Origin of the sequence: Nocardiopsis coralli, from assembly GCF_014892575.1 — a bacterium.
Lineage (GTDB): Bacteria > Actinomycetota > Actinomycetes > Streptosporangiales > Streptosporangiaceae > Nocardiopsis > Nocardiopsis coralli.
In genome coordinates this window covers 18,219-44,463 of the sequence record NZ_JADBGI010000001.1, presented here as the reverse complement: position 1 = coordinate 44,463, position 26,245 = coordinate 18,219, and the positions used below count along the sequence as shown (strand labels likewise).

The following is a 26,245-nucleotide window of genomic DNA, read 5'->3' as shown; positions in this document are numbered from 1 at the left end:
ACGTCCTCTGTGACCCACAACACTTCACTGTGCCGACCGACCGCTCGGTCTGTACCGGTCCGGTCGCCGCCCGCAGAGGAAGGACCGTGCCATGCCGCTGCATCCCGAACCCCCGTGGAGCAAGGACCATCCCGACGGGGCCGCGCACAGACGGACAGAAGGCCACCGCACCCTCACGGAGGCATGGCGGGAACGCGTCGCCGACGCTCCGGACTCCCCGGCGACCGTCTACTTCGACGGGGTCATGACCGCACGGGAGATCGACGACGACTCCGACGCCCTTGCGGTCGGCCTCGCCGAGCTGGGGGTCGGGCGCGGGTCCCGTGTCGGCGTTCACCTGCAGAACATCCCGCAGTACGTGCTGACCATGCTGGCGCTCTGGAAACTGGGCGCGACCGTGCTCCCGCTCAACCCCATGTACCGGGGCCAGGAGCTGCGCCGACTGGTCGAGGACGCCGCACCGGTGGGGATCGTGTGTGCGGACACCCAGGTGGGGGAGTCCCGCCGTACCCTGAGCGGCAGCCCGGTGCAGTGGTTGCTGAGTACGAGCGACCGCGACCTGCAGTCCCGCGACGACCCCCGGGTGTTCACCCCCGCAGAACGGTCCTTCCCCTCCTCCGACGGGGACCTCGTCCGGCTGATCGAGCACCACCGGGGCCGGCGTCCGCCCCGCCTCGAACTCACGGGTGAGGACATCGCCCTGCTCACCTACACGTCGGGCACCACGGGGCCGCCCAAAGGGGCGATGAACACGCACGCCAATGTCCTCGCGGTCACTTCGACCTTCGGGGCGTACGTGGGGCTGCGCAGGGACGACGCCGTCCTGGCTGTCGCCCCGCTGTTCCACATCACGGGCGCCGTCATCAACGCGGCACTCGCGCTCCTGCACGGGTGCCGGCTCGTCTTCACCAACCGGTTCCACCCCGAGGTCGTGCTCGACGCCTTCACGGAACACGGTGTGACCTTCACGATCGGATCGATCACCGTCTTCAACGCCCTGTCCGAGAGCCCCCGCGCCACACCGGAGAGCTTCCGATCGGTCCGGGCCCTCTACTCCGGCGGCGCCCCCATCCCGCCCGCCACCGTCGAACGGTTCCGTGAGCGCTTCGGCTCCTACATCCACAACGCCTACGGGATGACGGAGAGTACCTCCGGGGTCATCGCGGTTCCTCCGGGCGAGGTCGCCCCGGTGGACGAGGCCAGCGGGTGCCTGTCCATCGGCAAGGCGCTCCCGCACATGAGCGCCCGTGCCGTCGACCCCTCGGGCACCCCCGTCCCGCCCGGCGCGCAGGGCGAACTGGAGCTGTCCGGCCCCCAGGTCGTGCCCGGGTACTGGCGCAACGCCGAGGCCACCGCCACCACTTTCCCCTCGGGCCGCCTGCGCACCGGCGACGTCGCCGTCATCGACCACGACGGGTGGGTCTACCTCGTCGACCGCCTCAAGGACCAGATCAACGTGTCCGGCTACAAGGTCTGGCCACGCGAGGTGGAGGACGTGCTCCACCAGCACCCCTCCGTGCACGAGGCCGCCGTCGTCGGCCTCCCCGACGACTACAGGGGCGAGGCGGTCGTCGCCTACGTCTCGCTCGCGGCCGGCACGACCGCCACGGAGACAGAACTGGTCGCGTTCACCCGGGAACGCATCGCCGCCTACAAACGCCCGCGCGAGGTCCACGTGGTCGAGGAACTGCCCAAGACGCTCACCGGCAAGATCAGGCGGCGCGCCCTGCGCGACCCCGACACCGGCACCCCCGCCGGCGGGCCGCGCCGCGAAGGAGGAAACGACACGTGAGTGCCCCCACCGGCCGCACCGGGCCGCCCCCGCCCTCCTCGGGGCCCACACACCGGTCCAGGAAGAAGTCCCTGCTGGCCAGCACCGTGGGCAACGTACTCGAGTGGTACGAGTGGAGCGCCTACGCGGTCTTCACGCCCTTCATCGCCGCCGTGATGTTCCACCAGGGCGATCCGGTCTCGGCGCTGCTGTCCACCCTCGCCGTCTTCGCGGTCGGGTTCCTCATGCGCCCCCTCGGCGGCATCGTGTTCGGACGCATCGCGGACCGGCGCGGACGCAAATTCGTCCTGATCACCACCCTGCTCATGATGGCTGCGGGAAGCATGGTCATCGGGGTCATGCCGACCTACGAGACCATCGGCGCCTGGGCCTCGCTCATCCTGCTCAGCGCCCGCGTCCTCCAGGGCTTCGCGCACGGCGGGGAGTCGGCCACCGCCTACTCCTACGTCGGCGAGATCGCCCCGCCCCACCGGCGCGGCATGTGGGGCAGCGTCGCCTTCATCGCCATCTACGGCGGCTCCGTCCTCGCCTACAGCCTCGGCGGGGCGATCACCACCGTGTTGTCGGAGTCGGCGGTCGCCGAGTGGGGCTGGCGCATCCCCTTCCTGCTGGGCGCCCTGCTCGCCGTGGTCGCGCTCTACCTGCGGCGCGGCATGGACGAGAGCGACGTCTTCGAGGCCGACCAGGCGCGGGAGGGCCGCGAGGAGCAACAGCCGGAGAAGTCGGAGCCGGCCGAACCGGCCGCCGGCCGTCGTGAGATCACCAAGGCCGTGCTGGTCATGATCGCGATGATCTCCGGCATCACCGCAGCGCACTACACGTGGACGTCCTACGTCGCGACCTACGCCATCACCCAGCAGGGCATGGATCCGGACACCGCATACTGGATGTCGGTGATCGCGCAGGTCATCGCCCTGGTCTCGCTGCCGTTCTGGGGCCTGTTGTCGGACCGGATCGGCCGGCGCCCCATGCTGCTGATCTTCGCCGTACTCATGTTCACCCTCCAGTACCCGCTCACCCAGATGATCAGCTCGAGCGGATGGACGCTGTTGCTGGCGACGACCGTCGCCCTGCTGGTGGTCTCGGCGCCCGCCGCGGCCCTGTCGGCGATCCTGTCCGAGTCCTTCCCCACGCGTGTGCGCACCCAGGGGATCGGGTTCGCCTACTCCTTGTCCGTGGCGGTGTTCGGGGGGAGCGCCCCCTACCTCAACCAGTTGTTCAACGGGTTGGGGATCGGCTGGGTCTTCGGGGCCTACATCATGGTCCTGTGCGTCCTCACCGGTATCTCCTGCCTCTTCATCCGGGAGACGCGGGGAATGCAGCTCACCTGAAGGGGCCGGGCGGGCCCCGAAGAGACCCAGCTGGCGGTCCAGCGCCGAGGTGAACCCACGCCCGCCTCAGCCCAGGACGAGGTCGGCGAGGAACAGCAGGGGGATCGAGGCCGCCCAGGCGAGCGTGGTCACCCCCGAGTGGCCCTTCAGCGCCGCGGTCCCCTCCAGTCCCGCGAACCGGGTGACCACCCAGAAGAAGGAGTCGTTGAAGTAGCTCAGCACCATCGCGCCCGCCACACAGGCCAAGGTCGCCACCAGGGGGTCCACCCCGATGGAGGCGGCCATCGGTGCGGTGATGGAGGCGGCCGTGATCATCGAGACGGTGCCCGAGCCCTGCGCGACCCGCACGAAGGACGCGATGAGGAAGGGCAGCAGGAACGCCGGGAGGTCGAGCGCGCCGACGGCCCCGGCCAGGGCGTCGCCCACCCCGGAATCGCGCAACACCTGGCCCAGCGCACCGCCGGCCCCGGTGATGAGCAGGATCAGCCCCGCTGAGGCGGCCGCTTCGGACAGCCACCCGTGCACCTTCCGGCGCGGTGTCCAGCGCGGCAGCAGCACGTACACGGCCAGCAGGATCCCCGCGGCCAGGGCGATGACCGGGTTGCCGAGGAAGGCCAACGGGACCGCCCAGGCCGACGGTTCGTAGTCGCCGCTGAGCACACCCTGGTTGTTCCGGTCGACCGCGGTGGCCACGGTGTTCAGGACGATCAGGAGCAGCGGCACGGACAGCGGCAGGGAGGCCCGGAGCACGCCGACCCGGTGGGGCGCGGAGCCGTCCGGGGGTGTCCCGAGCTCGTGTGCGCCCGCTTCCGCGCCCGTGTCCGCCTCGTTCCCCTCGTTCCCGCCGGTCCCTTCGCCGGGGCCCTCGTCCGCGGATGACCCCGCACCGCGACCGGCGGGCCCGGCGGTATCGGCCCCGGCGCTGCCGTAGACCTCCTCCCGGATCCGTGGATCCATGGAGGGTTCGATCCTCGGCCCGATCCACCGGGCGTAGAGCACGACCACCGGCAGCAGGAACAGGGTGAAGACCATCCCGGCCAGGATCAGGGCGCCCAGGTCGGTGCCGAGGATGCCGGCCACGGCGAGCGGGCCCGGTGTCGGCGGAACGAAGTGGTGCGTCAGCACCATCCCGCCGGCCATCGCGATGACCAGCGTGATGTAGCCGCGCTGCCGCCTCCGGGCGATGGAGCGCGCCAGGGGGTTGAGGATGATGTAGGCGGAGTCGCAGAACACGGGGATCGACACGGCCGCCCCCACGCTGCCCAGGGCCCAGGGCTCGCGCCCCTTGCCGAACAGGCGTAGGAAGGCCCGGGCGAGCGCGTCCGCCGCGCCGGAGACCTGAAGCAGCTTGCCGATGGCCACACCCAGGCCGATGACGATGCCGATGTCGCCGAGGGTGGTCCCGAACCCCTCGACGATGGAGTCGGTCACGCCCAGGAGCGGCTGTCCGGCGACGACGCCGATGAGCACCGCGGCGAGGAGGAGCGCGATGAAGGCGTCCAGCCGTGTCTTGAGCACGAGCACGACGATCGTCGCGATCCCCAGGAGCAGCGCCGCCAGGAGCTGTGGATCCATGCCGGTTCCTCTCTCGCCCGGTCGGGCGGGGGAGGGGCCCGCCCGACCGGGGCGGGTTCAGTGCATGTGCTTTCCACCGTCGATCTGCAGGGTGGCGCCGTTGATGGAGCACGCCTCCTGCGACATCAGGAAGGCGATCGAGGCGGCCACCTCCTCCGGGGAGGCCACGCTCCCCACCGGGATGTCGGCGGCCATGGCCTCCTTGCGCTCATCGGTGAGCCGGCCGCCCATGATGTCGGTGTCCACGGGGCCCGGGGCGACGGCGTTGACCGTGACACCGTGCGGCCCCAGTTCCCGCGCGGCCCCCCGCGTCAGCCCGAGCACGCCCGCCTTGGCCGCCGCGTAGGGGCCCTTGGAGAAGGTGCCCCCGCCGTCGAAGGCGGTCAGCGAGGAGGTGTTGACGATGCGGCCGACGCCGTGGTCCACCATGCGCCTGCCCGCCGCCCGGAGCATGAGGAAGGAGCCGGTGACGTTGACGTCCACCACCCGCCGGAACTCCTCGTGGGTCACGTCCAACAGCCGAACGGGGCTGGCGATCCCCGCCAGGTTGGCCAGCCCGGCCACGGGCGGCAGCTGCGCGTCGATCTCGGAGAAGGCGGCCTCCACCGATTCCGGGGAGGTCACGTCCGCTTGCAGGGCCAGGACACTGCTGTGGCCGGCGTCGGCGAGTTCGCGGCGCAGGCGGTCGACACCGTCGCCCTGCACGTCCAGGACGGCCAGGCTCCACCCCTGGTCGGCCAGGCGCACGGCCAGGGCGCGGCCGATACCGCGCGGGCCGCCCGCACCGGTGATGACGGCCGTGCGCTCCCCGGGCAGGATCGGTTGTCCGCCGGTCATGGCACTCCTTCGCGTCGGGTCGTGTGCGGTGGGAGAAGATGCGGGCCCGGGGGCCGGAGCCCCGGCCCCGGGGGTCAGACCGTGGACCTGCTCCGACGGCCCAGTGCGACCGCCAGGTCGAAGGCGTTCTGCACTGAACCGGTGTCGGCGGTGCCCTGCCCGACGATGTCGAAGGCGGTTCCGTGGGCCGGGGTGCAGATCGGTACGGGCAGGCCCCCGGCGATGGTCACGCCGCCGTCGAAGCCCATCAGTTTCATCGCGATCTGGCCCTGGTCGTGGTACATCGTCAGGACCCCGTCGAACTCGCCGGCCCTGGCGCGCAGGAAGATCGTGTCGGAGGGGAAGGGCCCCGAGACGTCCAGCCCCTGGTCGGCGAGGTCGGCCACGGCGGGTGCGATGACGTCGATCTCGTGGCGGCCGAACCGGCCGTTCTCGCCCGCGTGCGGGTTGAGCGCGCACACGCCGATGCGCGGGGCGTCGAGGCCGGAGTCGCGCAGGACCCGGTCGAGCAGCACCCCCGCCCGGTTCACGTTCTCCCGGGTGATGCCCGCGTCGACGTCGGCGACCGAGACGTGGGAGGTGACCCGGGCCGTCCACAGGCCGGGCAGCACGTTCAGCTCGGAGGTGAAGGACTCCACGCCCAGGACCTCCTCGAACCACCGCAGCTCGTCGTTGGAGGCCATCCCCGCCGAGTGCAGCGAGGACTTGTTGAGCGGGGCGAACAGGATCGCGTCGACACGTCCGTCCTTGACCATGTCGAGCGCGAGGCCGAGGTTGGCCAGGGCCCAGCGTCCGCCGGCCGCCGTGGCCCTGCGGCGTTCGAAGGGCTCGGCCGGACGGGCCGCCCCGTTGTCGTGGAGCAGGGGCAGCCCCGATCCGGGTTCGGTGCTGTACTCCACGGGCAGTCCGGCGTCGGCGCCCGCGGCACGCAGTTCGGCCTCGTCGGAGACGAGCACGATGTCGGCGGCCGCGGTGTTCTCACGCCGGGCCAGGAGCTTGGCCACCAGTTCGGGGCCGACCCCCGCGGGGTCGCCGAGGGTCACGGCCACGCGGGGGCGGGGGTGGGCTGTGGTCATGGTTGCCTTTCCGGTGTGGGGAGTGTGCGAGTACGGACGAGCCGCACCACCAGGGGGCCGAGCACGAGCAGGAGCGCGAGGCCGAGGATGGCCAGCGCCGTCCCGCTGGAGGCGAGCAGGGGCAGGACCGCCCCTTCCCCGAGCGCGGAGGTCTGCACCAGGGCCGTCTCGAAGAGCGGACCGATGACCAGACCCAGCACCAGCGGCGCGACCGGGAGGTTCAGGCGCTTCATCGCGTACCCGACGAAGCCGAACACGATCACGATCCACACGCTGAGCATGCTGTTCTTGACGGAGTAGGCCCCGACCAGGCTCGTGACGATGATCAGCGGGTAGAGGATCGAGTACCTCACCCGCAGGAGCTGGGCGAAGACCGGGGCCAGCGGCAGGTTCAGCAGCAGGAGGATGGCGTTGCCGACGAAGAACGACGCCAGGAGCCCCCAGACGAGGGTGGGCTGGTTCTCGAACAGCAGCGGCCCCGGTTGGATGCCGTAGACGAGGAAGGCCCCGAGCAGGACGGCCGTGGTGGCACCGCCCGGGACACCGAGGACCAGGGTCGGCACGAAGTTGGCGTTGGAACCCGAGCTCGTGGCCGCGTCCGGCGCCACGACACCCTCGATCGCCCCCGTGCCGATCCGGTCGCGGTTGCGCGAGAACCGCTTCTCCGCCCCGTAGGCCATGAAGGACGCCAAGGTCGTGCCCGCCCCGGGCAGGCACCCGAGCACGAACCCGACCAGGGTCCCCCGGGCCGTGGCCGGGGCCGCGCGCCGCAGGTCCTCCTTGGTGAGGAACAGGTCGCGGAACCGGGTCCGGATGGGTGTGGCCATGCCGCGGTGCAGCTGGTTGAGGAGTTCCCCGATCGCGAAGAGGCCGATCATGACCTCGACGTAGGGCAGGCCGCCGAACAGGTCCACCTGGTCGAAGGTGTACCGGGGCGTCCCCGACCCGACGTCCACCCCGACGGTCGAGACCAGGATCCCGACCAGCCCGAGGGCGGCGCCCAACAGCAGGTTCCCGCCGGAGAAGACGACGATCGTGCACAGCCCCAGGAACATGACTGCCAGGAGCTCGGGAGGCCCGAACCCGAGGGCGATCTCGGCGAAGAACGGGGCCACGGTGGTCAGCGCCACCAGGGCGACGAAGGCCGCGGTGAAGGAACCCAGCGCCGAGATGGCCAGCGCCGGCCCCGCGCGCCCGGCGCGGGCCATGCGGTAACCGTCGAAGGTCGAGACCACGGACGAGGCCTCGCCCGGTGTGGCCACCAGGATGGCGGTCGTGGTGGCCCCGAACTGTGAGCCGTGGTAGATGCCCGCGAGCATGATCAGGGCGGTCAGGGGGTCGAAGGTGAGGGTGACCGGGATCAGGATGGCCACACCGGTGGCCGAACCGAGCCCGGGGAGGATGCCGATGACGGTGCCGAGCAGGACACCGATGAAGCACCACAACAGGTTCTCGGGGGTGAGCGCCGCACCGAAGCCGACGACGAGGTTGTCGATCATGCGGCGCCCCACAGGGCCGGGTCGAACACGCCGAGGGGCAGGGGCACCCGCAGCAGGACGACGAACAGCAGGTAACACACGACCAGGACCCCGGCCGAGGCCGTCAGCGCGACCCACGGGCGCAGCCGTTCCACGGCCAGGGTCAGGAACAGGGTGAGCAGGGCGAGCGCGGGCAGCATCCCCAGGAACGGGATGAGCAGTCCGGTGCAGGGCAGGGAGACCGCGACGACGAGGAGCTTGCGCCGGACCCGGTACTCGTCCGGGGCCTCGTGCCCTTCCTCACCTGTGGGGCCGTCGGGCTCCTCGCCCCCGCCGTCGCCCTCGAGCACGGTCCCGGAGCGTTCCTCCCGCCAGAGCAGGGCCAGGGCCACCACCAGCAGCAGGGACCCGGCCACGCGGGGGAGCGCCGCCGGACCGATGGTCCCGTCCTCCTCGGTGATCCACGGGTAGGCGAAGGAACCGAGGAAGAAGAGCGTGCCGACGCCCGCCAGCACGGTGTGGGTCACGCGCATCGGCCACCGCGAACGGTCGGGCGCGGGCGCGGTACCGGGGGTGTTCGGAGCCGAACCGCTCACCGGAACACCTCCTTCATCTCCTCGTCGTACTCGTGCAGGTACTCCTCGAACTCCTCGCCCTCGAGGTCGGCCGGGATGAGGAGGTCGTCCTCGATGTAGTCCCGGTAGGTCTCGGAGTCCATGGCCTCGCGCACGGCGGAGATCCAGTAGTCGCGCTGGACCTCGGCGATCCCGTCGGGGGCGAGCACGCCGCGCCAGACGGTGACCTCCGCGTCCAGCCCTTGTTCCCGGGCGGTGGGCACGTCGCCCAGGACGGGGTCGTCGTAGCGGTCAGCGGTGAGGGTGCACAGGGCCTTGAAGTCGCCGCTCTCCACGTAGGGCTTGGCCGAGGCGGCGCTGGCCGGCGCCACCTCGATCTGGTCGCCCATCAGCGCGGTGAGGACCTCCCCGGTGGAGCCGTAGGGCACGACGGAGAACTGCCCGCCGTTCTTCTCGAACTCGGCGTTGACCAGTGAGTCGGCCCCGGTCCTGCCGCTGGAACCGATGGTGACGGGGTCCTGGGCGCCGGCCTCGACCAGCTCCTCGCAGGTGTCGTAGGGGGCGTCCTGAGCGGCGACGACCATGCGCGAGTCCTGGGCGAACATCGTCAGCGGCGTGAAGTCGCGGTAGGTGAAGGGCACGTCGTAGAGGAGGGGGAGGGTGTTGAGCGCGGTCTCGGCGATCAGCAACGCGTTGCCGTTGCCCTGCTCGGACATGAAGGTCGCCCAGCCGACCGCCCCGGAGCCACCCTCCCGGTTCTCCACGTTGACGTCGAAGCCGGCGTCGAGGTCGTTGAGGCTCTCGGCGACGACACGGGCGGAGCGGTCACTGCCCCCGCCCGGGGCGAAGGCGACCAGCGCCGAGACCGAACCCCGGGGGGTCCAGTCGTCGGGGGGTGCGGGGCTCGCGTTCAGTACCGCGCATCCGGTGAGGAGGGTGCAGGCACCCGATGCGGCGAGTGCCGTGCGCAAGGGTGGCTTCATGTCGGACCTCCGGGGGGCAGAGGTCTCCGATACGCAATCCCAGCGCCATCAGAGATCCTATTGGATATCGGACAAGTTAAAGCGCATGGGCACCCCTGACAAGAGGGGGAAACAAAAACCGGTCAGCCGTCGGCCGAGACGCGGCGCGCCACCGCCGCCAGGTGGTCGCGCATCGTGGACCGGAGCCGGTCGGGGTCGCCGGACTCGAAGGCGGCGAGGATCGCGGAGTGCTCCGCGATGGCCTCCTGCATGTCCATGGTCCCGTGGTGGGCGGTCTGGCGGAGCCGGTGCACGTGGGCGCTCAGCGCCTCGGCCGACTGCGTCAGGAACCGGTTGCCCGCGCCCCTGATGATCGTCAGGTGGAACTCCCAGTCGGCGGCGAAGTACTCGCGCAGGTCGGCGAAGTCGGGGGGCGTCTCGCCCGAGCCGCGCAGCTTCTCCACCTTGTGCGCTGCGAGGACGTGTTGGGCGTGCGCCACGCGCAGTTCCGGCAGAAGGTCCTGGGCGTGCTCGGCGGCGCGCTCGACCGCGGCCACCTCGAGGATGCCGCGCATGTCGAAGAGTTCCGAGAGCTGCTCCGGCGAGAGCGGAGGGGCGACGCGGTAACCCTTCAGCGCGACGCGGGAGACCAGGCCCGTGTGCTCCAACTGGACCAGGGCCTCGCGCACGGGGGTGGGCGAGACCGACAGTTCGCGCGCGAGGGAGTCGATGCCCAGTGAGCTCCCGGGGGGTGCCGACCCGTCGAGGAGCTTCTCCAGGATCGCTTCGTACACCCCGTCCCGGAGTGCCCGTCGGGCCACTGTGGCGCCCTTGGGGGGAGGGCCCGCGGCATCGGGGGTGATCTCTCTGTTGTTCATCGCCCCTCGATCCTAGCCGGGAAGCGCTGCCCGGAAGCGGCGCTTCCCGGCGGCCGTCTGTTCGCCTGAGTAAATATCCTATAGGGTCTATGATTCCATGAACCTCGGATGCTCCCCACCCCCCGGAGGCGACATGATCCAGAGCGCGCAGGACTGGCCGATCGGCGCCGCGCTCCTCCAGTTCCCCTCGGTCACGGAGGACGGCGAACCCGTCCAGGACGCGCCTTCCTCGACATGGTCGGCCGTGCTGGGCGAGGTCGCCGCGGAGGGGTTCGACCACGTGGACCTCACCGACAGCTGGCTGCGTCCGGGCGACCTCCCGCCCGAACGCCTCGACGAGCTGGCCCGCGTCCTGAAGTCGCACGGCCTGGGTGTCTCGGCGGTCTCCGTGACCCGGCGGAGCGTGATCGACCCCGACCCGGCCGTAGCCGAGCAGAACCTCGCCTACCTGCACCGTTCCGTCGAGGCCGCCGCCCGGCTCGGCGCGACCGTCGTCTGCGCGGGTCTGCACCGGCCGCTCACCGAGGCACAGAAGCGCGCGGTGTGGTTCTGGCACGAACCCGGCGGATCCGACCCCGAGGACGACGAACACACGTGGGCGCTGGCCGTCGAACGCCTGCGCGGCGCCGGCGAACACGCGGCCCGGCACGGGATGCGCCTCTCCCTGGAGATGTACGAGGACACCTACCTGGGCACCCCCGAGAGCGCCGTGCGGCTCGTCGAGGAGATCGGCCTGCCCGACGTCGGGATCAACCCCGACCTGGGCAACCTCGTGCGCCTGCACCGGCCGGTCCCGCACTGGGAGGAGCTCCTGCGCCCGGTGCTCCCGCACGTCAACTACTGGCACGTCAAGAACTACCACCGGGACTTCGACCCCCGCACCGGCGCCTACTTCACCGTGCCCGCACCCCTGGAGGGCGGCGCCATCGACTACCGCAAGGCCCTGGCGATGGCGCTCCGGGCCGGTTTCGACGGGCCGATCTGCACCGAACACTACGGCGGCGACGGCCTCGGCGTCTCCGCGCGCAACCGCGACTACCTGCGGCGGATCCTCGCCCACAAACTCCCGTCCGTGCACGCCGACCGAGGGGAGCGGTGATGACCCGGCTCGTCAACGACCCCGCCCGTTTCGCGGAGGAGGCCCTCGCCGGTTTCGTCTCCGCGCACCCGGACGACGTGCAGGCCGTGCACGGCGGCGTGGTGCGTGCCTCCGCCACACCCCCGGGCCAGGTCGCCACCGTGCTCGGCGGCGGAACCGGCCACTACCCCGCCTTCGCCGGATGGGTGGGCCCCGGCTTCGCCCACGGTGCGGCGTGCGGGAACATCTTCTCCTCCCCCTCGGCCTCCCAGATCTGTTCGGTGGCGCGCGCGGCCGACCACGGCGGCGGGGTCGTGTTCGGGTTCGGCAACTATGCGGGCGACGTACTCCACTTCGGACAGGCGGCGGAGCAACTGCGCGCCGAAGGCATCGACGTGCGGATCGTGGCCGTCACCGACGACACCGCCTCCGGCCCGAGCGGAGAGACCGGGCTCCGCCGGGGGATCGCCGGCGACCTTCCGGTGCTGAAGATCCTGGGCGCAGCCGCCGAAGCCGGCCACGGCCTGGACCGGGTGCACGGCGCCGGGGTGAAGGCCAACGGCGCCACCCGGTCCCTGGGGCTGGCCTTCGACGGCTGCACGCTCCCGGGCGACACACGCCCCCTGTTCACCGTGCCCCACGGGACCATGGGTGTGGGCCTGGGGATCCACGGCGAGCCCGGGATCGAGCAGCGCGGCCTTGTGAGCGCCGACGAGGTCGCCGACCTCCTGGTGGACGGGGTCCTCGCCGAACGGGCGCAGGCGGCCGAGGCGGTCGGCGGTTCCGACCAGGTGGCCGTGGTGCTCAACGGGCTGGGGGCGACCAAGTACGAGGAGCTGTACGTCGTGCACCGGCGGGTCGCCGAGCGGTTGGCGGCGGAGGGGCTCACCGCGGTCGCCCCCGTGGTCGACGAACAGGTCACCAGCCTCGGTATGGCGGGGCTGTCCCTGACCCTGACCTTCCTCGACGAGGAGCTGGAGCGGCTGTGGACCGCGCCCGCCGTGACACCCGCGTTCCGTCGCGGACACCTGCCCGCGCGCCCGCGCAGGACCGACGACCTCGCCACCGCCCGCCGCGCCCCGGACGTCGTGCCCGGCGACGAGGGCTCCCGGGCCCTGGGCACGCGGATCGCGGCGGCCCTGCGCACGGTGCACGAGACGGTGGCCGCCCACGAACGGCGGCTCGGGGAGATCGACGCCGTGGCCGGGGACGGGGACCACGGCATCGGGATGCGGCGCGGGGCCTCGGCCGCCGTGGCCGCCGCGGACGGGGCTGTGACCGCGGGGGCCGGTGCGCGCACCGTGCTCGCACACGCGGGGGCGGCCTGGTCGGAGCACGCGGGCGGCACGTCCGGGGCCCTGTGGGGCGCGGCGTTGACGGCGTTCGGGTCGGAGCTCGGGGACAGCGGCGGCGCCTCGGCACGACGCATCGCCGCGGGTGTGCGGGCGGCCGTGGGGTCCGTGGTCCGCCTGGGCGGGGCCCGGCCCGGTGACAAGACGCTCGTCGACGCGGCCGCCCCGTTCGCCGACCGTCTCGATGCCGCACTCGACGAGTTCCCGCCGGCCGAGGCCTGGGCCGAGGCGGTCGTGACCGCCCGGGACGCCGCCGAGGCGACCGCGTCGATCCCCGCCCGCATCGGACGCGCCCGTGCCCACGGCGACAACAGTGTCGGCACCCCGGACGCCGGCGCCGTTTCCCTCTCGCTCGTCCTCACGGCCCTGACCCCCCACCTCGAACAGGAGGACCGTTGATGCGTATCGCCGTCGGTTCCGACAGCGCCGGTTTCGACTACAAGGAGGCCCTCAAAGCAGAACTCACGTCCGCGGCGGCGGTGACGGAGGTCCTCGACACGGGCGTGGCCTCCGGGCAGGACACCGACTACCCGCACGTGGCCGTCGGTGCCGCGCGCCTGGTCGCCCAGGGGCGGGTCGACCGAGCGGTCCTCGTGTGCGGGACCGGGCTAGGCGTGGCCATCGCCGCGAACAAGGTCCCGGGGGTGCGTGCGGTCACCGCGCACGACACCTTCTCCGTGGAGAGGTCCGTGCTCTCCAACGACGCCCAGGTGCTCTGCCTCGGACAGCGTGTCATCGGCCTCGAACTGGCCCGCAGGCTGGTGCGCGAATGGCTGACCCACACCTTCGACACCGAATCGCCGTCCGCGGCCAAGGTGGCGGCGCTGTGCTCCTACGAACCGACCGGAGACGAGCGGTGAACCGGCCCGGCCTGTGGATCGGCACCAGCTTCAAGATGCACAAGACCCGGGCCGAGTCCGTCGCCTACGCGCAGCGGTTGCACTCCGCCCTGGGGGAGGGGATCGCGGGGGTGCGTGCCTTCGTCATCCCCTCGGCGACCTCCCTGGCCGAGGTCTCCGGCGCTCTGGCGGGCGGGCCGGTGCTGGCCGGGGCGCAGAACGCGCACTGGGCCGACCAGGGTGCGTGGACCGGCGAGATCTCCGTGCCTCAGGCCGCCGACGCCGGTGCGGCGATCGTCGAGCTCGGGCACTCCGAGCGCCGCGAACACTTCGCCGAGACGGACACGGCCGTGCGGCGCAAGGTCGCGGCCTGCCTGCACCACCGGCTCAGGCCCCTGGTGTGCTGCGGTGAGCGCGCCGAGGTGTTCGCACGCGGCGGTTCCGTGGACCATGTGCTCGCCCAGGTGGCGGCGGCCCTGGAGGGTGTGCCCGAGGGGGAGGACGGCCTGGGCCGGGTCCTCGTCGCGTACGAGCCCGTGTGGGCCATCGGCGAGTCCGGGCGCCCGCCGGAGCCGGAGGAGATCGCCCCGGTGCTCGCCGCCCTGGACGCCGAGTGGGGCGGCCGGGTCAGCGGCGTGCTGTACGGGGGATCGGTCGGGCCGGGCAACGCGGCGGACCTGCTCCGCGTGCCGGGGGTGGGCGGCCTGTTCGTGGGGCGTTCGGCCTGGGACGTCACCGGGTTCCTGGAGATCCTGGACCGGGCCCGCGAATACGCGGGATCGACGGTGTGAGGCCGGGTCCGTCGTCATCGACCACGATCTCGACCGCGGCCGGCGATCCACCACACGACTGAACACTCTGGAGCACACATGGCCGTTCTCGGCGCCATCGCCGACGACCTCACGGGCGCCACCGACCTGGCGATCACCCTCACCTCCGCCGGCTACCGCACCACCGTCGTCCTCGGGACGGACGACATGGAAGAGGTGACCTCGGGTGAACTGCGGGAGGAGGCCGACGCCGTCGTCGTGGCCCTCAAATCGCGCACCATGCCGGTCGACCGGGCGGTCGACGCCTCGCTGCGGGCGCTGGAACGCCTGCGGCGCGAGGGGTGCGAACGGTTCTACGTGAAGTACTGTTCGACCTTCGACTCCACCCCCAGCGGCAACATCGGCCCGGTCACCGAAGCGGTGATGGACGCACTCGGCGAGGACATCACCGTCATCGCGCCGGCGTTCCCCACCAACGGGCGCACCGTCTACCGGGGCCACCTCTTCGTGGGGGACGACCCGCTCGACGAGTCGCCCATGCGCCACCACCCGCTCACCCCCATGGCCGACTCGAGCCTGCCCCGGTTGCTCGCCCCGCAGGTCTCCGGGGGTGAGGACGCCATCGCCCTCGTCCCGTGGCCGGTGGTCGACCGGGGCGCCGAGGCCGTGCGCGAGGCCGTCGGCCGGGCCCGGGCGGGCGGTGCCCGGTTCGTCGTGGCCGACGCCCTGACCGACCAGGACCTGCGGACCTTGGCCTCGGCGGTGGAGCCCTTCCGGTTGCTGACCGGGGGAAGCGCCCTGGCGCAAGGGCTCGTGGGGCCGAGGGAGACCGACCACGCCTCCTGGGAACTGCCGGAGGGGCCGCGCGTGGTGCTGTCCGGCAGTGCGTCCCGAGCGACGCAGGGGCAGGTGCGGCACGCGTTGGAAACCGGCGACGGACACCACCTGCGCGCAGCGGACCTGCGGGGTGACTTCGACGGAACGGTGGCAGCCGTGATCTCCGCGGCGCTCTCCTCCGGGGCAACGCCCTTCGTGGTGTACGCGACCGCCTCCCCGGGGGACGTGGCCGACACCGCGGACGCCTCCGTCATCGAAGAGGCCCTGGCTGCGATCGCCGAACGCCTGGCGGACTCCGGCGTGCGCTCGCTCCTGGTGGCCGGCGGCGAGACCAGCGGTGCGGTCGTGCACCGCCTCGGCGTCGGCGCGCTCACACTCGGCCGGGAGGTCGACCCGGGCGTCGCGTGGACCCGCGGCCGCCGGGCCGGCGGCGACATCCACCTGATGCTCAAGTCCGGAAACTTCGGCGGGGAGGACCTCTTCGTCCGAGCCTGGGAGGCAGCCCTGTGAAACGGGAGACACGAGAGGCCGCGGCGCGCCTGTGCGGGACGGGACGCCGGGCGGTGGACCTGGGGCTCAGCCCCGGGGCCTCCGGCAACGTCTCCGTACGCACCGCGGAACACGTGCTCATGAGCCCGACCGGGGTCTCCCTGGGCGAGCTGGAACCCGACGTGCTGTCCGTGCTCGCCCCGGACGGAACCCACGTCGACGGCCCTGCGCCCTCGAAGGAGTACCCGCTGCACCTGGCGCTGTACGAGCGTGTGGGGGACGCCGGTTCGGTCGTGCACCTGCACTCGCCCCACGCCACCGCGGCCTCGTGCCTGCCCGCATGGTCGGACGTGTCGGCCCTGCCGCCGATCACGCCGTATCTGGTGATGCGTGTGGGCCGGGTCCCGTTGGCCCCCTACGCCGCACCGGGCAGCACACGGCTGGCCCGGAACGTCTCGGAGCTTCCTGGGCCCTTCCGTGCCGCGCTGCTGGCCAACCACGGTTCGCTCGTGGCGGGCGGGGACCCGGACGCCGCCCTCGCGGGTGCGATCGAGGTCGAGGAGGCGTCGCGGCTGGTCGTGTCGCTCCTGGGGCACGAGTTCTCGGTCCTGGCCCCCGAAGAGGTCCGCGAGTTGACCGAACGCTACGGGACCCCTTGGGACTGAGGCCCCCCGGGTGAGCGCCGTCCGGGCGCTCTGCTGGAATCGGGGAGGACACCGGAGGGGAGCAACCATGGACGCACTGGTCTCGTTCGTACGGGCACGCATCGACGAGCGCTGGCGGGCAGCGCTCGACGCGGGCGCGAGCACCGCGGACCGGCGGTGGTCGGCCGGGGAGGACCGGGTCGACACCGCCGCCGGCGACCGCGTCGCCCGCACCGAGGGTGGCGCGGCCGAGTCCGACCGTGCGCGGTCGGCGCACATCGCCGGCCACGACCCCGACCGTGTCCTGGAGGCCCTGGAGTGCGAACGGCGCCTCCTGGAGCGCTACGAACTCCTGAGCGCCGGCCTGGTCCGGAGCCCTGACGAGGAAGCGCTGCTGGCGGAGTACCGGGACCTGGTGCTGCCGTTGCTGGCCCTGCCCTTCGCCGACCACCCGGACCACCGCCGGGAGTGGCTGCCCCGGTAGGGCACCTGCTCAGGGTGTGAGGTCCAGGTTCTGGACCGCGACGTCGAGGCCGCCGCCCTCGGTGTCGCCCCACACGTACACGAGCGTGTTGTTGCCCCCGGCCAGCTCGAGGTCGGCGGGTTCGAGCACCGTCTCCTCGGTGTCGGCGACGACCGCGTCGAAGGAGACGGTGCCCGGGGCGGTCTCCAGCACCTGTTCCTCGGGCTCGGTCAGCGCCTGCGCCGCGGGTTCGCCGTCGGTGCGTACGTCGAGCGCGGGTGCGGCCGCGACGTGGCGGACGGTCATCTGCGCCTCGTCCTCGCCCAGCTCGTAGGTCTCGTTCACGAACGGGGTCAGAACGGGTTCACCCTCGTCGTCGAGGTGGGCGGCGACCGTGGAGTTCGAGCCGGCGTGGAACTCGACCTCGTCGGCCTCGACGACCGCCTCCGCGTCGGGCCCGGCGCCGGCCTCGGTCACGCGGAGGTCGCTGGTGCCGGCGGGCATGCTGATCGGCTCGGAGACGGTGCCCGGTTCGAGGTCCTCGAGCACGGTGTCGCCGTCGGCGTGCACGTCGACGGTCTCGTCCGGGATGCCGTGCATGACGGCCACCTCGACGTCCTGCCATCCGTTGGGGGCGAACGCGCCCGCGCTCAGCACGAGAGCGGCGGAACCCGAGGCCGCGGCGGTGATCATCGCGCAACGGTGCATGGTGAACTCCGAATCGGGCGTAGGTGTCGGACTCCTGTTACTTCGTGTTCGTTTGTACCCATATGTGAAGGTTTTCTTCTGGCCTCTCCCGTACCCCGCTCGGCTCACGGGTACGCCGGGCACATGGACGAATACGAAGTGACACTGCCGCTGCCGGGCGCGCGGCTGCCGGGGCGGCTCGCCGTACCCCGCGGTGCGGACGGTGTGGTGGTGTTCGCACACGGCAGCGGCAGCTCCCGGCACAGTTCCCGCAACCGGGCCGTGGCCGCCGAGCTCGAGGACGCCGGGTTCGCGACCCTGCTGTTCGACCTGCTCACGGCCGAGGAGGACCAGGACCGGGCACAGCGCTTCGACATCGGCCTGCTCACCGAGCGCCTGTCCGGCGCCGTGCAGTGGACCGCGGAGCAAGACACCGTCGCGGGGCTCGGCGTCGGCCTGTTCGGGGCCAGCACCGGTGCGGCGGCCGCCCTGCGCACCGCCGCCGACCTGCCCGACCGGGTGGCCGCCGTGGTCTCACGCGGCGGACGCCCCGACCTGGCCGGTGCGGGTGCGCTCGAACGCGTGCGCGCGCCCGTGCTGCTCGTGGTGGGCGGCGCCGACACCGCGGTGCTCGGCCTCAACGAGGACGCGGCCGCCCGGCTCGGCGGCGAACACCGGGTCCACGTGGTGCCCGGGGCCACGCACCTGTTCGAGGAGCCCGGCGCACTGGAACAGGTCGCGGCGGCGGCCCTGGACCGCTTCACCGCGACCCTGCGGCCCCGATGAACCGCGTCCCCTCACCTTTCCGCACGCACGCCCGCGTGCAGCAGGGCGGGGGACACCTCCCGGCCGTCCAGCACCCGGCCGGTGCGTTCGGCCACCTTCCACCCGTCGGAGGTGCGGCACAGGTCCCACCGGTTGGCGGTCGCACGTTGCACACGGAAACCCCCGTCGCCGTGCACGACCAGCAGTGAATGGCAGACCGCGACCGCCCGGTCCCCGTCGACGACCACGTGCGGGGGACCGGACAGGTGCGCGCAGCCGCCCTCGATCCAGGCGCGGTGCGGCGCCGAGCGCACCATGGCGGCGATCTGCGCCCGCCCGTCCATACGGAGGGTGTCCACGTCGTAGAACCCGTCGTCGGTCCACAGGCCGGCGACCCCGTCGGCGTCGCCGCTGTCCACCAGGGGACCGTAGGACAGGATCAGCCTGGTGATGTCGCGCTCGTCCTCCAGCGACTGCAGCCGTGCCTCGATCCGGGCCAGGCGGTCGGTGCCGGTCATCGCCGCGCCCCCAGTTCCAGGCCGAGACCGTCGCCGAGGTCGCGCAGGGCCTCCAGCTGGCTGATGTGGTGGTCGGCGCTGTCGGCGGCCAGGGCGACGTTGGCGGTGGTCGCGCCGGCCTCGCGGGTGCGCTCCAGGGCACGGCGGGCGGCCTCGGGCGCGCCGCCCGGGTCCAGGGGAGCGCCGGCGCCGAGAACGACCTCGAACCCGGCGGGCAGCTCGGCCCCGGAGACCATGCGTTCCAGGTCGGTGTGCGAGAGGCCGAAGGGCACCCATCCGTCGCCGTGCTCGACGGCCCGGCGCAGGGAACGCTTCGTGCGCCCGCCGATCCAGAACGGCACCCGTTCCTGTTGGGCGTGCGGCTCGACCACGAAGCCCTCGTAGTCGTGGAAGCGCCCGTGGAACCGGGGCTCGCGCCGCGACATCGACGCCCGCAGGGCCGCCAGGGCCTCGTCGGCGCGTGCCCCTCGGCCGGCGAACTCCGCGCCGAGCAGGCCGAACTCCTCCTCCAGGCTGCCCACACCCAGCCCCAGGGTGAGCCGCCCGCCGCTGACCACGTCCAGGGTGCCGTAACGCTTGGCGATCTCCAGCGGGTGGTGGTACCCGAGCACGAGGACCTGAGTGGCCAGCCGGATGCGGTCGGTGCGTGCGGCCAGGTACCCGAAGGTGGCCAGCGGGTCCCAGTAGACCGCGCCGCGCCGTTCCGCCTCCGCGGCGGGCACCGCCACGTGTTCGCTGCAGGTCAGGTGTGCGAACCCGAGCCGGTCGGCGGCCTGGGCGATGCGGCCGAGCTCGGCGGTGCCGGCCCGTTGCTCCCACCCCGAGTGCGCCCCCGGGGGCTGGGCCACCACGGGGCTGACGATCCCGATGCGCATCCCCGGTCCTCCTCGCCTTCGGGTGAACACGCCTTCAGGACTGTTTGTAACCCGGGATGCGGTCTGTCCCGAGACCGGTCCCGGTCAGTGGAACACCGGTTGGCCTGGGTCGATGTATCGATCCACTCTGCCCGTCTTCCCTGTGAACCAGATCACTGTTAGCTTCATTTTAAGAATTCATTTCAGTTTTGGTGACTGGAGGGTTCCATGGCCGTTCCGCAGACCGTGACCACACCCCCGACCCGGCACCGCGGGGAACTCCCGGCGTCGATGGTCGAACGGATGACCCTGATCATGGACGAGTTCATCGGCAGCTTCACCCGGCTCACCCTCGAGGACGTCGCACGCCGCACCCGCCTTCCGCGCTCGACCGCGCACCGCATCCTCGACCAGCTGGTGCGGCTGCACTGGCTCGAACACAGCTCCCTCGGTTACAGCCTGGGGCCACGCGCTCTCGGCCTCGGCGGCCCCGACGGCAGCCACGGAGAGATCCGCGAGGCCGCCGCACCCCTGTTGCACGACCTGCACCTGCGGACCGGGGCCGTGGTCCACCTGGCGGTGCTCGACGGCGCCGACGTCTACTACCTGGACAAGGTCGGCGGCCGCTTCGCCACCGCCGTGCCCTCCCGCGTCGGAGGGCGCGCCCCCGCCCACTCCACGGCCCTGGGCAAGGCCATGCTCGCCCTGCTCGAACCCGAGGAGGTCGACGCCCGCATCGGGGCCCGCATCCACCGCCTCACCAACCGCACCATCGGCGAGACCGCGATCCTCCACCAGGAACTGAACCGCATCCGCCGCCGCCACGGCCTGGCCTTCGAACGCGGCGAGTGTTTCCCCGACATCGCGTGTGTGTCCGCCGCCGTGCGCGGGCCCGAGGGCGCCGTCGCCAGCATCTCGCTGGTCGGCGACCTGCGCACCCCGCTCGAGCGCACCGCCCCGCTGGTCGTGGAGGCCGCACGCCGCACCTCCCTGGCACTGCTCCCCGGCGCGGCGAACAACGACCACACCCCGGAGCCCGCCCCGGCCGGCGACGGGAACTGGTCGCCCGAGGCCCTGGGGCGTTTCCTGGACGCGGGCCGGACGGGGGAGTGGATCTGAGCTCACGTCCATCCCCACAGCCCGGCACCGTCCGGCCAGACCCCCTCCCGGCCTTCCTGCCCCTCCCGCCCGTCCACACCGAACCGGCCCCGGAAGAAGACCATCGGCCGGCCGCACGAGACGGGCTCCACCTCCAGCACCCGGCCGATCACCACGTCGTGATCGCCCGCGCCGTGCACCGCCTCCACCTCCGCGTGCACCCGCAACAGCACGTCCGGGAGCGCCGGCGCACCCCACCCCGACATCGTCCAGTCCAGCCCCTCGTACCGCAGCCCCCGGCTCGACCCGAACCGGGCGCACAGCTCCTCCTGGTCCTCGCCGAGCACGTTCACGCAGAACCGCCCCGAACCCCGGATCCTCGGCCACGACCGGCTCCGCCCACCCACGCAGAAGAGCACCAGCGGCGGCTCCAACGACACCGAAGCGAACGACTGGCACGCGAACCCGACCGGCCCCTGCGCGTCGGCGCCCGTGACCACCGTGACCCCGCTCGCGAAGGCCCCGATCGCGCGCCGGTACTCCTCCGGCCCCGGCGGGCAGGTCCCGGACGGGGTCGCCGCTGGTTCGACTGACATGCGCTCACCTCGTGTACTCCGCCGCTGCCGCGGTCCCGGATCGGACGGAGTACGAACGTAGGACCCGGCGGCGGGGGAGGGGCCCCGCCGATCTCGTTGAGTGGAAGGCGGTGCGGTGCCGTCCGGACCCCGGAGCGGGCCGGCACCGCACCCGCCCGCCCTCCCGCTGACCGGGACCCTTCCACCCCCGCGAGCGCCCCCGGACTAGGTTCGCCGCAACCGAGCATCCGACCACCGGGGCGGCCCATGAACACCGAACTGAGCTACGAGTCGACGCTGCGGGAACTGCCCACCGAGCACGGCGTTCTCCGCTACCACGAAGCGGGGGAGGGCCCGCCCCTCCTGCTGCTGCACGGGTCGGGGCCCGGCGTCACCGGGTGGCGCAACTTCGGCGGCAACCTGCCCGTGCTGGCCCAGCACTTCCGCTGCCTGGTGCTGGAGTTCCCCGGGTTCGGCGTCAGTGACCCGACCGGCGACCACCCCATGGCGGCCGCGCCCGCCGCCGCGATCCGCCTCCTGGACGGGCTCGGCATCGAACGCGCCGACGTCATCGGCAACTCCATGGGCGGCATCGTCGCGGCCCAGGTCGCCGCCGCACACCCCGACCGGGTGCGCCGCATGGTCACCGTCGGCGGGCTCGGCCGCAACCTCTTCAGCCCCGGCCCCGGCGAGGGCATCAACCTGCTCATGGAGTTCACCGAGAACCCCACCCGCGAGGCCCTCGTGCGGTGGCTGCACTCGATGGTGTTCGACCCGGCTCTGGTCACCGAGGAGCTCGTCGAGGAGCGATGGAAACAGGCCACCGACCCCGACACCCTCGACTCGGCCCGCCGCATGTACGGGCGCGCCGCCTTCGCCGCCCGCGCGCAGGCGGCCGCCGAGTCCACCGAACCCCCGTACTGGGCGATGCTGCACCGGGTCCGTGCCCGCACCCTCATCACGTGGGGCCGCGACGACCGGGTCAGCCCGCTGGACATGGCGATCCTGCCGATGCGCACCATGCCCGCCGTCGAGCTGCACGTGTTCCCCGACTGCGGCCACTGGGTCATGATCGAGCAGAAGCAGGCGTGGGAACGCGCCGTCCTGGCCTTCCTCACCGAGGAGGTGCCGGCATGAGCGCGCCCGCCTGGGACGAGCAGTACGACCTGGTGGTGGTCGGCAGCGGCGGCGGGGGCATGACCGCCGCCCTCACCGCCGCCGCCCGCGGCGGCAGCGTGCTCGTCGTGGAGAAGTCCGACCGCTTCGGCGGCAGCACCGGGCTCTCCGGCGGCGGCATCTGGATCCCCAACAACCCCACCCTGCGCGCCCGCGGCCACGACGACAGCCGCGCTTCCGTACGCCGCTACCTCGACCTGCTCACCGAAGGGCGCGTGTCCGCCGCCCGCCTGGACGCCTACGTCGACCACGGGCCCGCCGCGATGGAGCTCCTGGGCCGCAGCCGGTGGATGCGCTTCTTCTGGGTGAAGGGCTACTCCGACTACCACCCCGAGCTCGAGGGCGGACGCCCGCTCGGCCGCTCCGTCGAGGCCCGGCCCTTCGACACCCGCGCCCTCGGAGAACACGAGGCCGACCTGCACCCCAACACCATGAAGGGCCCGCTCGGGCTGTGGATCACCGCGAAGGACTACCGCGAGCTGGCCATGGTCAAGCGCACCTGGCGCGGACGCCGGGCCGCGCTCGTGGCCGCCTGGCGCGTGGCCTCCAACCTGGTCCGGCGCCGCCACATGGCCACCGGCGGGCGTGCCCTGGTCGCGCGCATGCGCATGGCCCTGAAGGACGCCGGGATCCCCCTGTGGCTCGGCGCGCCCATGACCGAACTGGTCACCGACGAGGCCGGACGCGTCACCGGGACCGTCGTCGAACGCGGCGGCCGCACCGTGCGTGTCGGCGCCCGTCACGGGGTCCTTCTGGCCACGGGCGGGTTCGACCACGATCCGTCGATGCGTACCGAACACCTTCCCGAGGGCGCCAGGGACGACCACAGCATGGGAGCCGCCGACAACACCGGCGACGGCATCCGCGCCGGGGCCCGGCTGGGCGCCGCCCTCGACCTCATGGACGACGCCTGGTGGATGCCGGCCGTGCGCCACCCCGCGGGCGGAATCATCCCCCTCGTCTCCGAACGCTGCATCCCGCCCTCGGTCATCGTCTCCGCCAAGGGCGAGCGCTTCACCAACGAGTCCTCGCCCTACGTCAACTTCGTGCACCGCCAGATCGAGGGCGGCCACGTTCCGGCCTGGTTCGTCATGGACACCAAGGCCCGCAGCCGCTACCCGTTCGCACAGGTCCTGCCCGGGGCGCCCTTCCCCGACGCCTTCCACGACCACGGCCTGGTGCACCGCGCCGACACCCTCGACGCACTCGCCGAGAGCATCGGGGTGCCCGCCGCGGCCCTGACCGAGACGGTCACCCGCTTCAACGGGTTCGCCCGCAGCGGCACCGACGAGGACTTCGGCCGCGGCGACAGCGCCTACGACCGCTACTACGGCGACCCCACGCTGAAGAACCCCAACCTCGACACCATCGACCGCGCCCCCTACTACGCGATCCGCATCGAGGTCGGCGACCTGGGCACCAAGGGCGGCCTGGTCTGCGACGAACACGCCCGGGTCCTGCGCGGCGACGGCACCGCCGTCGAGGGCCTCTACGCCACCGGCAACACCACCGCCGCGGTCATGGGCAATGAGTACGCGGGCCCCGGCGCCACCATCGGGCCCTCCATCGTCTTCGGCCACGTGGCCGCCGAACACGCCCTCGGCGGCCCCCGTCCGTGAACCCGCCACCGACCAGGACGGAGACCACCATGACGCAGCCGGGAGCGCTCCGGGTCCGGGTCCGCGAGGTCGTCCGGGAGACGGCCGAGGCCCACTCGCTCGTGCTCGAACCCGCCGACGGGGGAACGCTCGCCTACCGGCCCGGCCAGTTCCTCACCGTGCGCGTGCCCGCGGGCGGGGGAGGGGCCGCGGCCCGCTGTTACTCCCTGGCCAGCTCACCGCTGACCGGGGAACCCCCCAAGGTGACGGTCAAGCGCACCCGGGACGGGTTCGGGTCCAACTGGATCTGCGACCACGTCATCGCCGGCGACCACCTCGACGTGCTGCGCCCCTCGGGCACCTTCACCCCCGACGACCTCGGCCAGGACCTGCTGCTCCTGGCCGGGGGCAGCGGCATCACCCCGGTCATGTCGATCCTCAAGTCCTGCCTGCACGGCGGCAACGGCCGGCTCACCCTGCTCTACGCCAACCGCGACGAGGCCTCGGTGATCTTCCGCGACGAACTCGCCGACCTGGCCGCCCGCTCCGGCGAACGCCTGACCGTCCTGCACTGGCTGGAATCGGTGCAGGGCCGCCCCACGGCCGGTGCCCTGCGCGCCCTGCTGCGCCCCCACGCCGACCGGCCCGCCTACCTGTGCGGCCCCGCGCCCTTCATGGACCTGCTGCGTGAGGCCCTGGACGGGCTCGGGGTCCCCGGGCGGCAGGTGCACTCCGAACGCTTCTTCTCCCTGACCACCGACCCCTTCACCCACCCCGGGCCGACGGAGGAACCCGCCGGCGACGGGCCGGCCGCCACCGTCGAGGCCACCCTCGACGGCGCCACCCACACCCTCGCCTGGCCGCGCGGGCGCCGCCTGCTCGACGTGCTCCTGGAGGCCGGGATCGACGCCCCCTACTCCTGCCGGGAAGGGGCCTGCAGCGCCTGCGCCTGCGTCCTGACCAAGGGCGAGGTCGAGATGGAGCACAACGAGGTCCTCGACCGCGCCGACCTCGACGACGGCATCGTGCTCGCATGCCAGTCCGTCCCGGTGAGTGACCGCGTCGAGGTCACCTACGACGCCTGAGCCAGAACCCGCCGCCACCGGCTCCCACTGAGCAGGAAGGCACCGCCCCGCGCCCCGCCCCGCTGCGAACGTGGCCCCAGCCGCGCAGGGGCAGAGCGCGCCACCACCGACCAGGAGGGCACCGATGCTGGAACCGGACGAACGCGAGGCCGCCGCCGACCTGCTGTGGGCGGCCGAACGGGACCGGGCCCCCGTCGCCCCGCTGCGCTCGACCCACCCCGGCATCGACGCCGCCGACGCCTACACGATCCAGCTGCACAACATCGCCCGCCGCACCGCCGCCGGTGCCCGCGTGGTGGGCCACAAGGTCGGCCTGTCCTCCCCCGTCATGCAGCAGATGATGGGCGTCGACGAACCCGACTACGGGCACCTGCTCGACACCATGGCCCTGGACGCCGGCCGCCCCGTGCAGGCCGACGCCTACTGCAGCCCCCGCATCGAGGTCGAGATCGCCTACGTTCTCGGCTCCGCACTGCCCGGCGCGGGCTGCACCGAACAGGACGTCCTGGAGGCCACCGCGTACGTGGTTCCGGCGCTCGAACTCATCGACAGCCGCATCCGCGACTGGGACATCGGGATCGCCGACACCATCGCCGACAACGCCTCCTCGGCCGGGATGGTCCTGGGCACCGACCGGGCCCGCCCGGGCGGCCTCGACCCCGCCGCCATCGACGCCGCCCTCTTCCACGACGGCACCCGCGTCGCCGAGGGCAGCACCGGCGCCGTGCTCGGCGACCCCACCCGGGCGGTGGCCTGGCTCGCCCGGACCGTGGCCGGCTTCGGCGTGAAGCTCGAGGCCGGCCACGTGATCCTGCCCGGCTCCTGCACCCGGGCCGTGGACGTGCGGCCCGGGGGAACCTTCAGCGCCGAGTTCGCCGGGCTCGGTTCCGTGACCGTGCGATTCGAATGAGGT

The 26,245-nt window shown here is 72.6% G+C and carries 26 protein-coding genes; 15 read left to right on the top strand and 11 right to left on the bottom strand.

All coding sequences use genetic code 11. From position 1 onward, the window contains the following. Nucleotides 1–91 precede the first annotated feature (91 nt). Together IDM40_RS00210 and IDM40_RS00205 are read left to right on the top strand one after the other, a co-directional pair. Nucleotides 92–1,792 (top strand): class I adenylate-forming enzyme family protein, encoded by a 1,701-nt coding sequence (locus tag IDM40_RS00210; RefSeq protein ID WP_193119800.1) that lies wholly within the window; start codon nucleotides 92–94, stop codon nucleotides 1,790–1,792. Then, complete coding sequence (locus tag IDM40_RS00205) at nucleotides 1,789–3,123, top strand: MFS transporter (protein WP_193119799.1); 1,335 nt, start codon at nucleotides 1,789–1,791, stop codon at nucleotides 3,121–3,123. The genes IDM40_RS00210 and IDM40_RS00205 overlap by 4 nt, the downstream gene beginning before the upstream one ends. A gap of 66 nt (nucleotides 3,124–3,189) precedes the next feature. On the opposite strand, the gene IDM40_RS00200 is transcribed toward IDM40_RS00205, so the two are convergent. From IDM40_RS00200 to IDM40_RS00170, 7 genes are all read right to left on the bottom strand, one after another. Continuing rightward, nucleotides 3,190–4,698, bottom strand: coding sequence for a GntP family permease (locus IDM40_RS00200; RefSeq protein ID WP_193119798.1), 1,509 nt, complete (start codon nucleotides 4,696–4,698; stop codon nucleotides 3,190–3,192). A gap of 57 nt (nucleotides 4,699–4,755) precedes the next feature. Continuing rightward, nucleotides 4,756–5,535: an SDR family NAD(P)-dependent oxidoreductase gene (locus IDM40_RS00195; protein WP_193119797.1), complete on the bottom strand. Its 780-nt coding sequence runs from the start codon at nucleotides 5,533–5,535 to the stop codon at nucleotides 4,756–4,758. A 74-nt stretch (nucleotides 5,536–5,609) separates the two neighbouring features. Further along, on the bottom strand, nucleotides 5,610–6,611 hold the full coding sequence (locus tag IDM40_RS00190) for a 4-hydroxythreonine-4-phosphate dehydrogenase PdxA (protein WP_193119796.1): 1,002 nt from the start codon (nucleotides 6,609–6,611) through the stop codon (nucleotides 5,610–5,612). After that, nucleotides 6,608–8,110 carry a tripartite tricarboxylate transporter permease gene (locus tag IDM40_RS00185; RefSeq protein WP_193119795.1) on the bottom strand — a complete coding sequence of 501 codons (1,503 nt, stop codon included), beginning with the start codon at nucleotides 8,108–8,110 and terminating at the stop codon, nucleotides 6,608–6,610. The genes IDM40_RS00190 and IDM40_RS00185 overlap by 4 nt, the downstream gene beginning before the upstream one ends. Beyond that, nucleotides 8,107–8,685: a tripartite tricarboxylate transporter TctB family protein gene (locus IDM40_RS00180; RefSeq protein ID WP_193119794.1), complete on the bottom strand. Its 579-nt coding sequence runs from the start codon at nucleotides 8,683–8,685 to the stop codon at nucleotides 8,107–8,109. Before IDM40_RS00180 ends, IDM40_RS00185 begins: the two co-directional genes overlap by 4 nt. Beyond that, the gene (locus IDM40_RS00175) at nucleotides 8,682–9,647 is read right to left on the bottom strand and encodes a Bug family tripartite tricarboxylate transporter substrate binding protein (protein ID WP_235997168.1); all 966 of its coding nucleotides are present in this window, start codon (nucleotides 9,645–9,647) and stop codon (nucleotides 8,682–8,684) included. Before IDM40_RS00175 ends, IDM40_RS00180 begins: the two co-directional genes overlap by 4 nt. A 122-nt stretch (nucleotides 9,648–9,769) precedes the next feature. Beyond that, nucleotides 9,770–10,504 (bottom strand): GntR family transcriptional regulator, encoded by a 735-nt coding sequence (locus tag IDM40_RS00170; protein ID WP_193119793.1) that lies wholly within the window; start codon nucleotides 10,502–10,504, stop codon nucleotides 9,770–9,772. Between the two features lie 133 nt (nucleotides 10,505–10,637). Between IDM40_RS00170 and IDM40_RS00165 the strand changes: the two genes are divergently transcribed. The 7 genes from IDM40_RS00165 to IDM40_RS00135 all read left to right on the top strand — a co-directional run bounded on the left by IDM40_RS00165 (nucleotide 10,638) and on the right by IDM40_RS00135 (nucleotide 16,997). Further along, on the top strand, nucleotides 10,638–11,603 hold the full coding sequence (locus IDM40_RS00165; RefSeq protein ID WP_193119792.1) for a sugar phosphate isomerase/epimerase family protein: 966 nt from the start codon (nucleotides 10,638–10,640) through the stop codon (nucleotides 11,601–11,603). Continuing rightward, nucleotides 11,603–13,333, top strand: a complete 1,731-nt coding sequence (locus IDM40_RS00160; protein WP_193119791.1) for a dihydroxyacetone kinase family protein — start codon at nucleotides 11,603–11,605, stop codon at nucleotides 13,331–13,333. Before IDM40_RS00165 ends, IDM40_RS00160 begins: the two co-directional genes overlap by 1 nt. Beyond that, complete coding sequence (locus tag IDM40_RS00155; RefSeq protein ID WP_193119790.1) at nucleotides 13,333–13,794, top strand: ribose-5-phosphate isomerase; 462 nt, start codon at nucleotides 13,333–13,335, stop codon at nucleotides 13,792–13,794. The genes IDM40_RS00160 and IDM40_RS00155 overlap by 1 nt, the downstream gene beginning before the upstream one ends. Then, nucleotides 13,791–14,564, top strand: coding sequence for a triose-phosphate isomerase (locus IDM40_RS00150; protein ID WP_328806897.1), 774 nt, complete (start codon nucleotides 13,791–13,793; stop codon nucleotides 14,562–14,564). Before IDM40_RS00155 ends, IDM40_RS00150 begins: the two co-directional genes overlap by 4 nt. Nucleotides 14,565–14,642: 78 nt before the next feature. Continuing rightward, the gene (gene otnK / locus IDM40_RS00145) at nucleotides 14,643–15,890 is read left to right on the top strand and encodes a 3-oxo-tetronate kinase (RefSeq protein WP_193119788.1); all 1,248 of its coding nucleotides are present in this window, start codon (nucleotides 14,643–14,645) and stop codon (nucleotides 15,888–15,890) included. Further along, complete coding sequence (locus IDM40_RS00140) at nucleotides 15,887–16,534, top strand: class II aldolase/adducin family protein (protein WP_193119787.1); 648 nt, start codon at nucleotides 15,887–15,889, stop codon at nucleotides 16,532–16,534. The genes otnK and IDM40_RS00140 overlap by 4 nt, the downstream gene beginning before the upstream one ends. Nucleotides 16,535–16,601: 67 nt before the next feature. Next, nucleotides 16,602–16,997, top strand: coding sequence for a DUF6221 family protein (locus IDM40_RS00135; RefSeq protein WP_193119786.1), 396 nt, complete (start codon nucleotides 16,602–16,604; stop codon nucleotides 16,995–16,997). 9 nt (nucleotides 16,998–17,006) lie between these two features. Here the strand turns inward: IDM40_RS00135 and IDM40_RS00130 are convergent, their stop codons facing one another. Then, a complete protein-coding gene (locus tag IDM40_RS00130; protein WP_235997166.1) occupies nucleotides 17,007–17,669 on the bottom strand; it encodes a DUF4397 domain-containing protein in 663 nt (220 codons plus the stop codon). Nucleotides 17,670–17,807: 138 nt separating this feature from the next. Between IDM40_RS00130 and IDM40_RS00125 the strand changes: the two genes are divergently transcribed. Continuing rightward, the gene (locus IDM40_RS00125) at nucleotides 17,808–18,449 is read left to right on the top strand and encodes a dienelactone hydrolase family protein (RefSeq protein WP_193119784.1); all 642 of its coding nucleotides are present in this window, start codon (nucleotides 17,808–17,810) and stop codon (nucleotides 18,447–18,449) included. A gap of 11 nt (nucleotides 18,450–18,460) precedes the next feature. On the opposite strand, the gene IDM40_RS00120 is transcribed toward IDM40_RS00125, so the two are convergent. Together IDM40_RS00120 and IDM40_RS00115 are read right to left on the bottom strand one after the other, a co-directional pair. After that, on the bottom strand, nucleotides 18,461–18,946 hold the full coding sequence (locus IDM40_RS00120) for a nuclear transport factor 2 family protein (RefSeq protein ID WP_193119783.1): 486 nt from the start codon (nucleotides 18,944–18,946) through the stop codon (nucleotides 18,461–18,463). After that, nucleotides 18,943–19,821, bottom strand: a complete 879-nt coding sequence (locus IDM40_RS00115; protein WP_193119782.1) for an LLM class F420-dependent oxidoreductase — start codon at nucleotides 19,819–19,821, stop codon at nucleotides 18,943–18,945. The genes IDM40_RS00120 and IDM40_RS00115 overlap by 4 nt, the downstream gene beginning before the upstream one ends. A 207-nt stretch (nucleotides 19,822–20,028) precedes the next feature. Between IDM40_RS00115 and IDM40_RS00110 the strand changes: the two genes are divergently transcribed. Then, the gene (locus tag IDM40_RS00110; RefSeq protein ID WP_193119781.1) at nucleotides 20,029–20,919 is read left to right on the top strand and encodes an IclR family transcriptional regulator; all 891 of its coding nucleotides are present in this window, start codon (nucleotides 20,029–20,031) and stop codon (nucleotides 20,917–20,919) included. A 2-nt stretch (nucleotides 20,920–20,921) separates the two neighbouring features. On the opposite strand, the gene IDM40_RS00105 is transcribed toward IDM40_RS00110, so the two are convergent. After that, nucleotides 20,922–21,494 (bottom strand): flavin reductase family protein, encoded by a 573-nt coding sequence (locus IDM40_RS00105; RefSeq protein ID WP_193119780.1) that lies wholly within the window; start codon nucleotides 21,492–21,494, stop codon nucleotides 20,922–20,924. Nucleotides 21,495–21,740: 246 nt separating this feature from the next. On the opposite strand from IDM40_RS00105, the gene IDM40_RS00100 reads away from it, so the two are divergent. From IDM40_RS00100 to IDM40_RS00085, 4 genes are all read left to right on the top strand, one after another. After that, nucleotides 21,741–22,610 (top strand): alpha/beta fold hydrolase, encoded by an 870-nt coding sequence (locus IDM40_RS00100; RefSeq protein ID WP_193119779.1) that lies wholly within the window; start codon nucleotides 21,741–21,743, stop codon nucleotides 22,608–22,610. After that, complete coding sequence (locus IDM40_RS00095) at nucleotides 22,607–24,268, top strand: FAD-binding protein (protein WP_193119778.1); 1,662 nt, start codon at nucleotides 22,607–22,609, stop codon at nucleotides 24,266–24,268. The genes IDM40_RS00100 and IDM40_RS00095 overlap by 4 nt, the downstream gene beginning before the upstream one ends. Before the next feature lie 29 nt (nucleotides 24,269–24,297). Beyond that, the gene (locus IDM40_RS00090) at nucleotides 24,298–25,332 is read left to right on the top strand and encodes a ferredoxin--NADP reductase (protein ID WP_193119777.1); all 1,035 of its coding nucleotides are present in this window, start codon (nucleotides 24,298–24,300) and stop codon (nucleotides 25,330–25,332) included. A 124-nt stretch (nucleotides 25,333–25,456) separates the two neighbouring features. Then, on the top strand, nucleotides 25,457–26,242 hold the full coding sequence (locus IDM40_RS00085; protein WP_193119776.1) for a 2-keto-4-pentenoate hydratase: 786 nt from the start codon (nucleotides 25,457–25,459) through the stop codon (nucleotides 26,240–26,242). The last annotated feature ends 3 nt before the right edge of the window (nucleotides 26,243–26,245 follow it).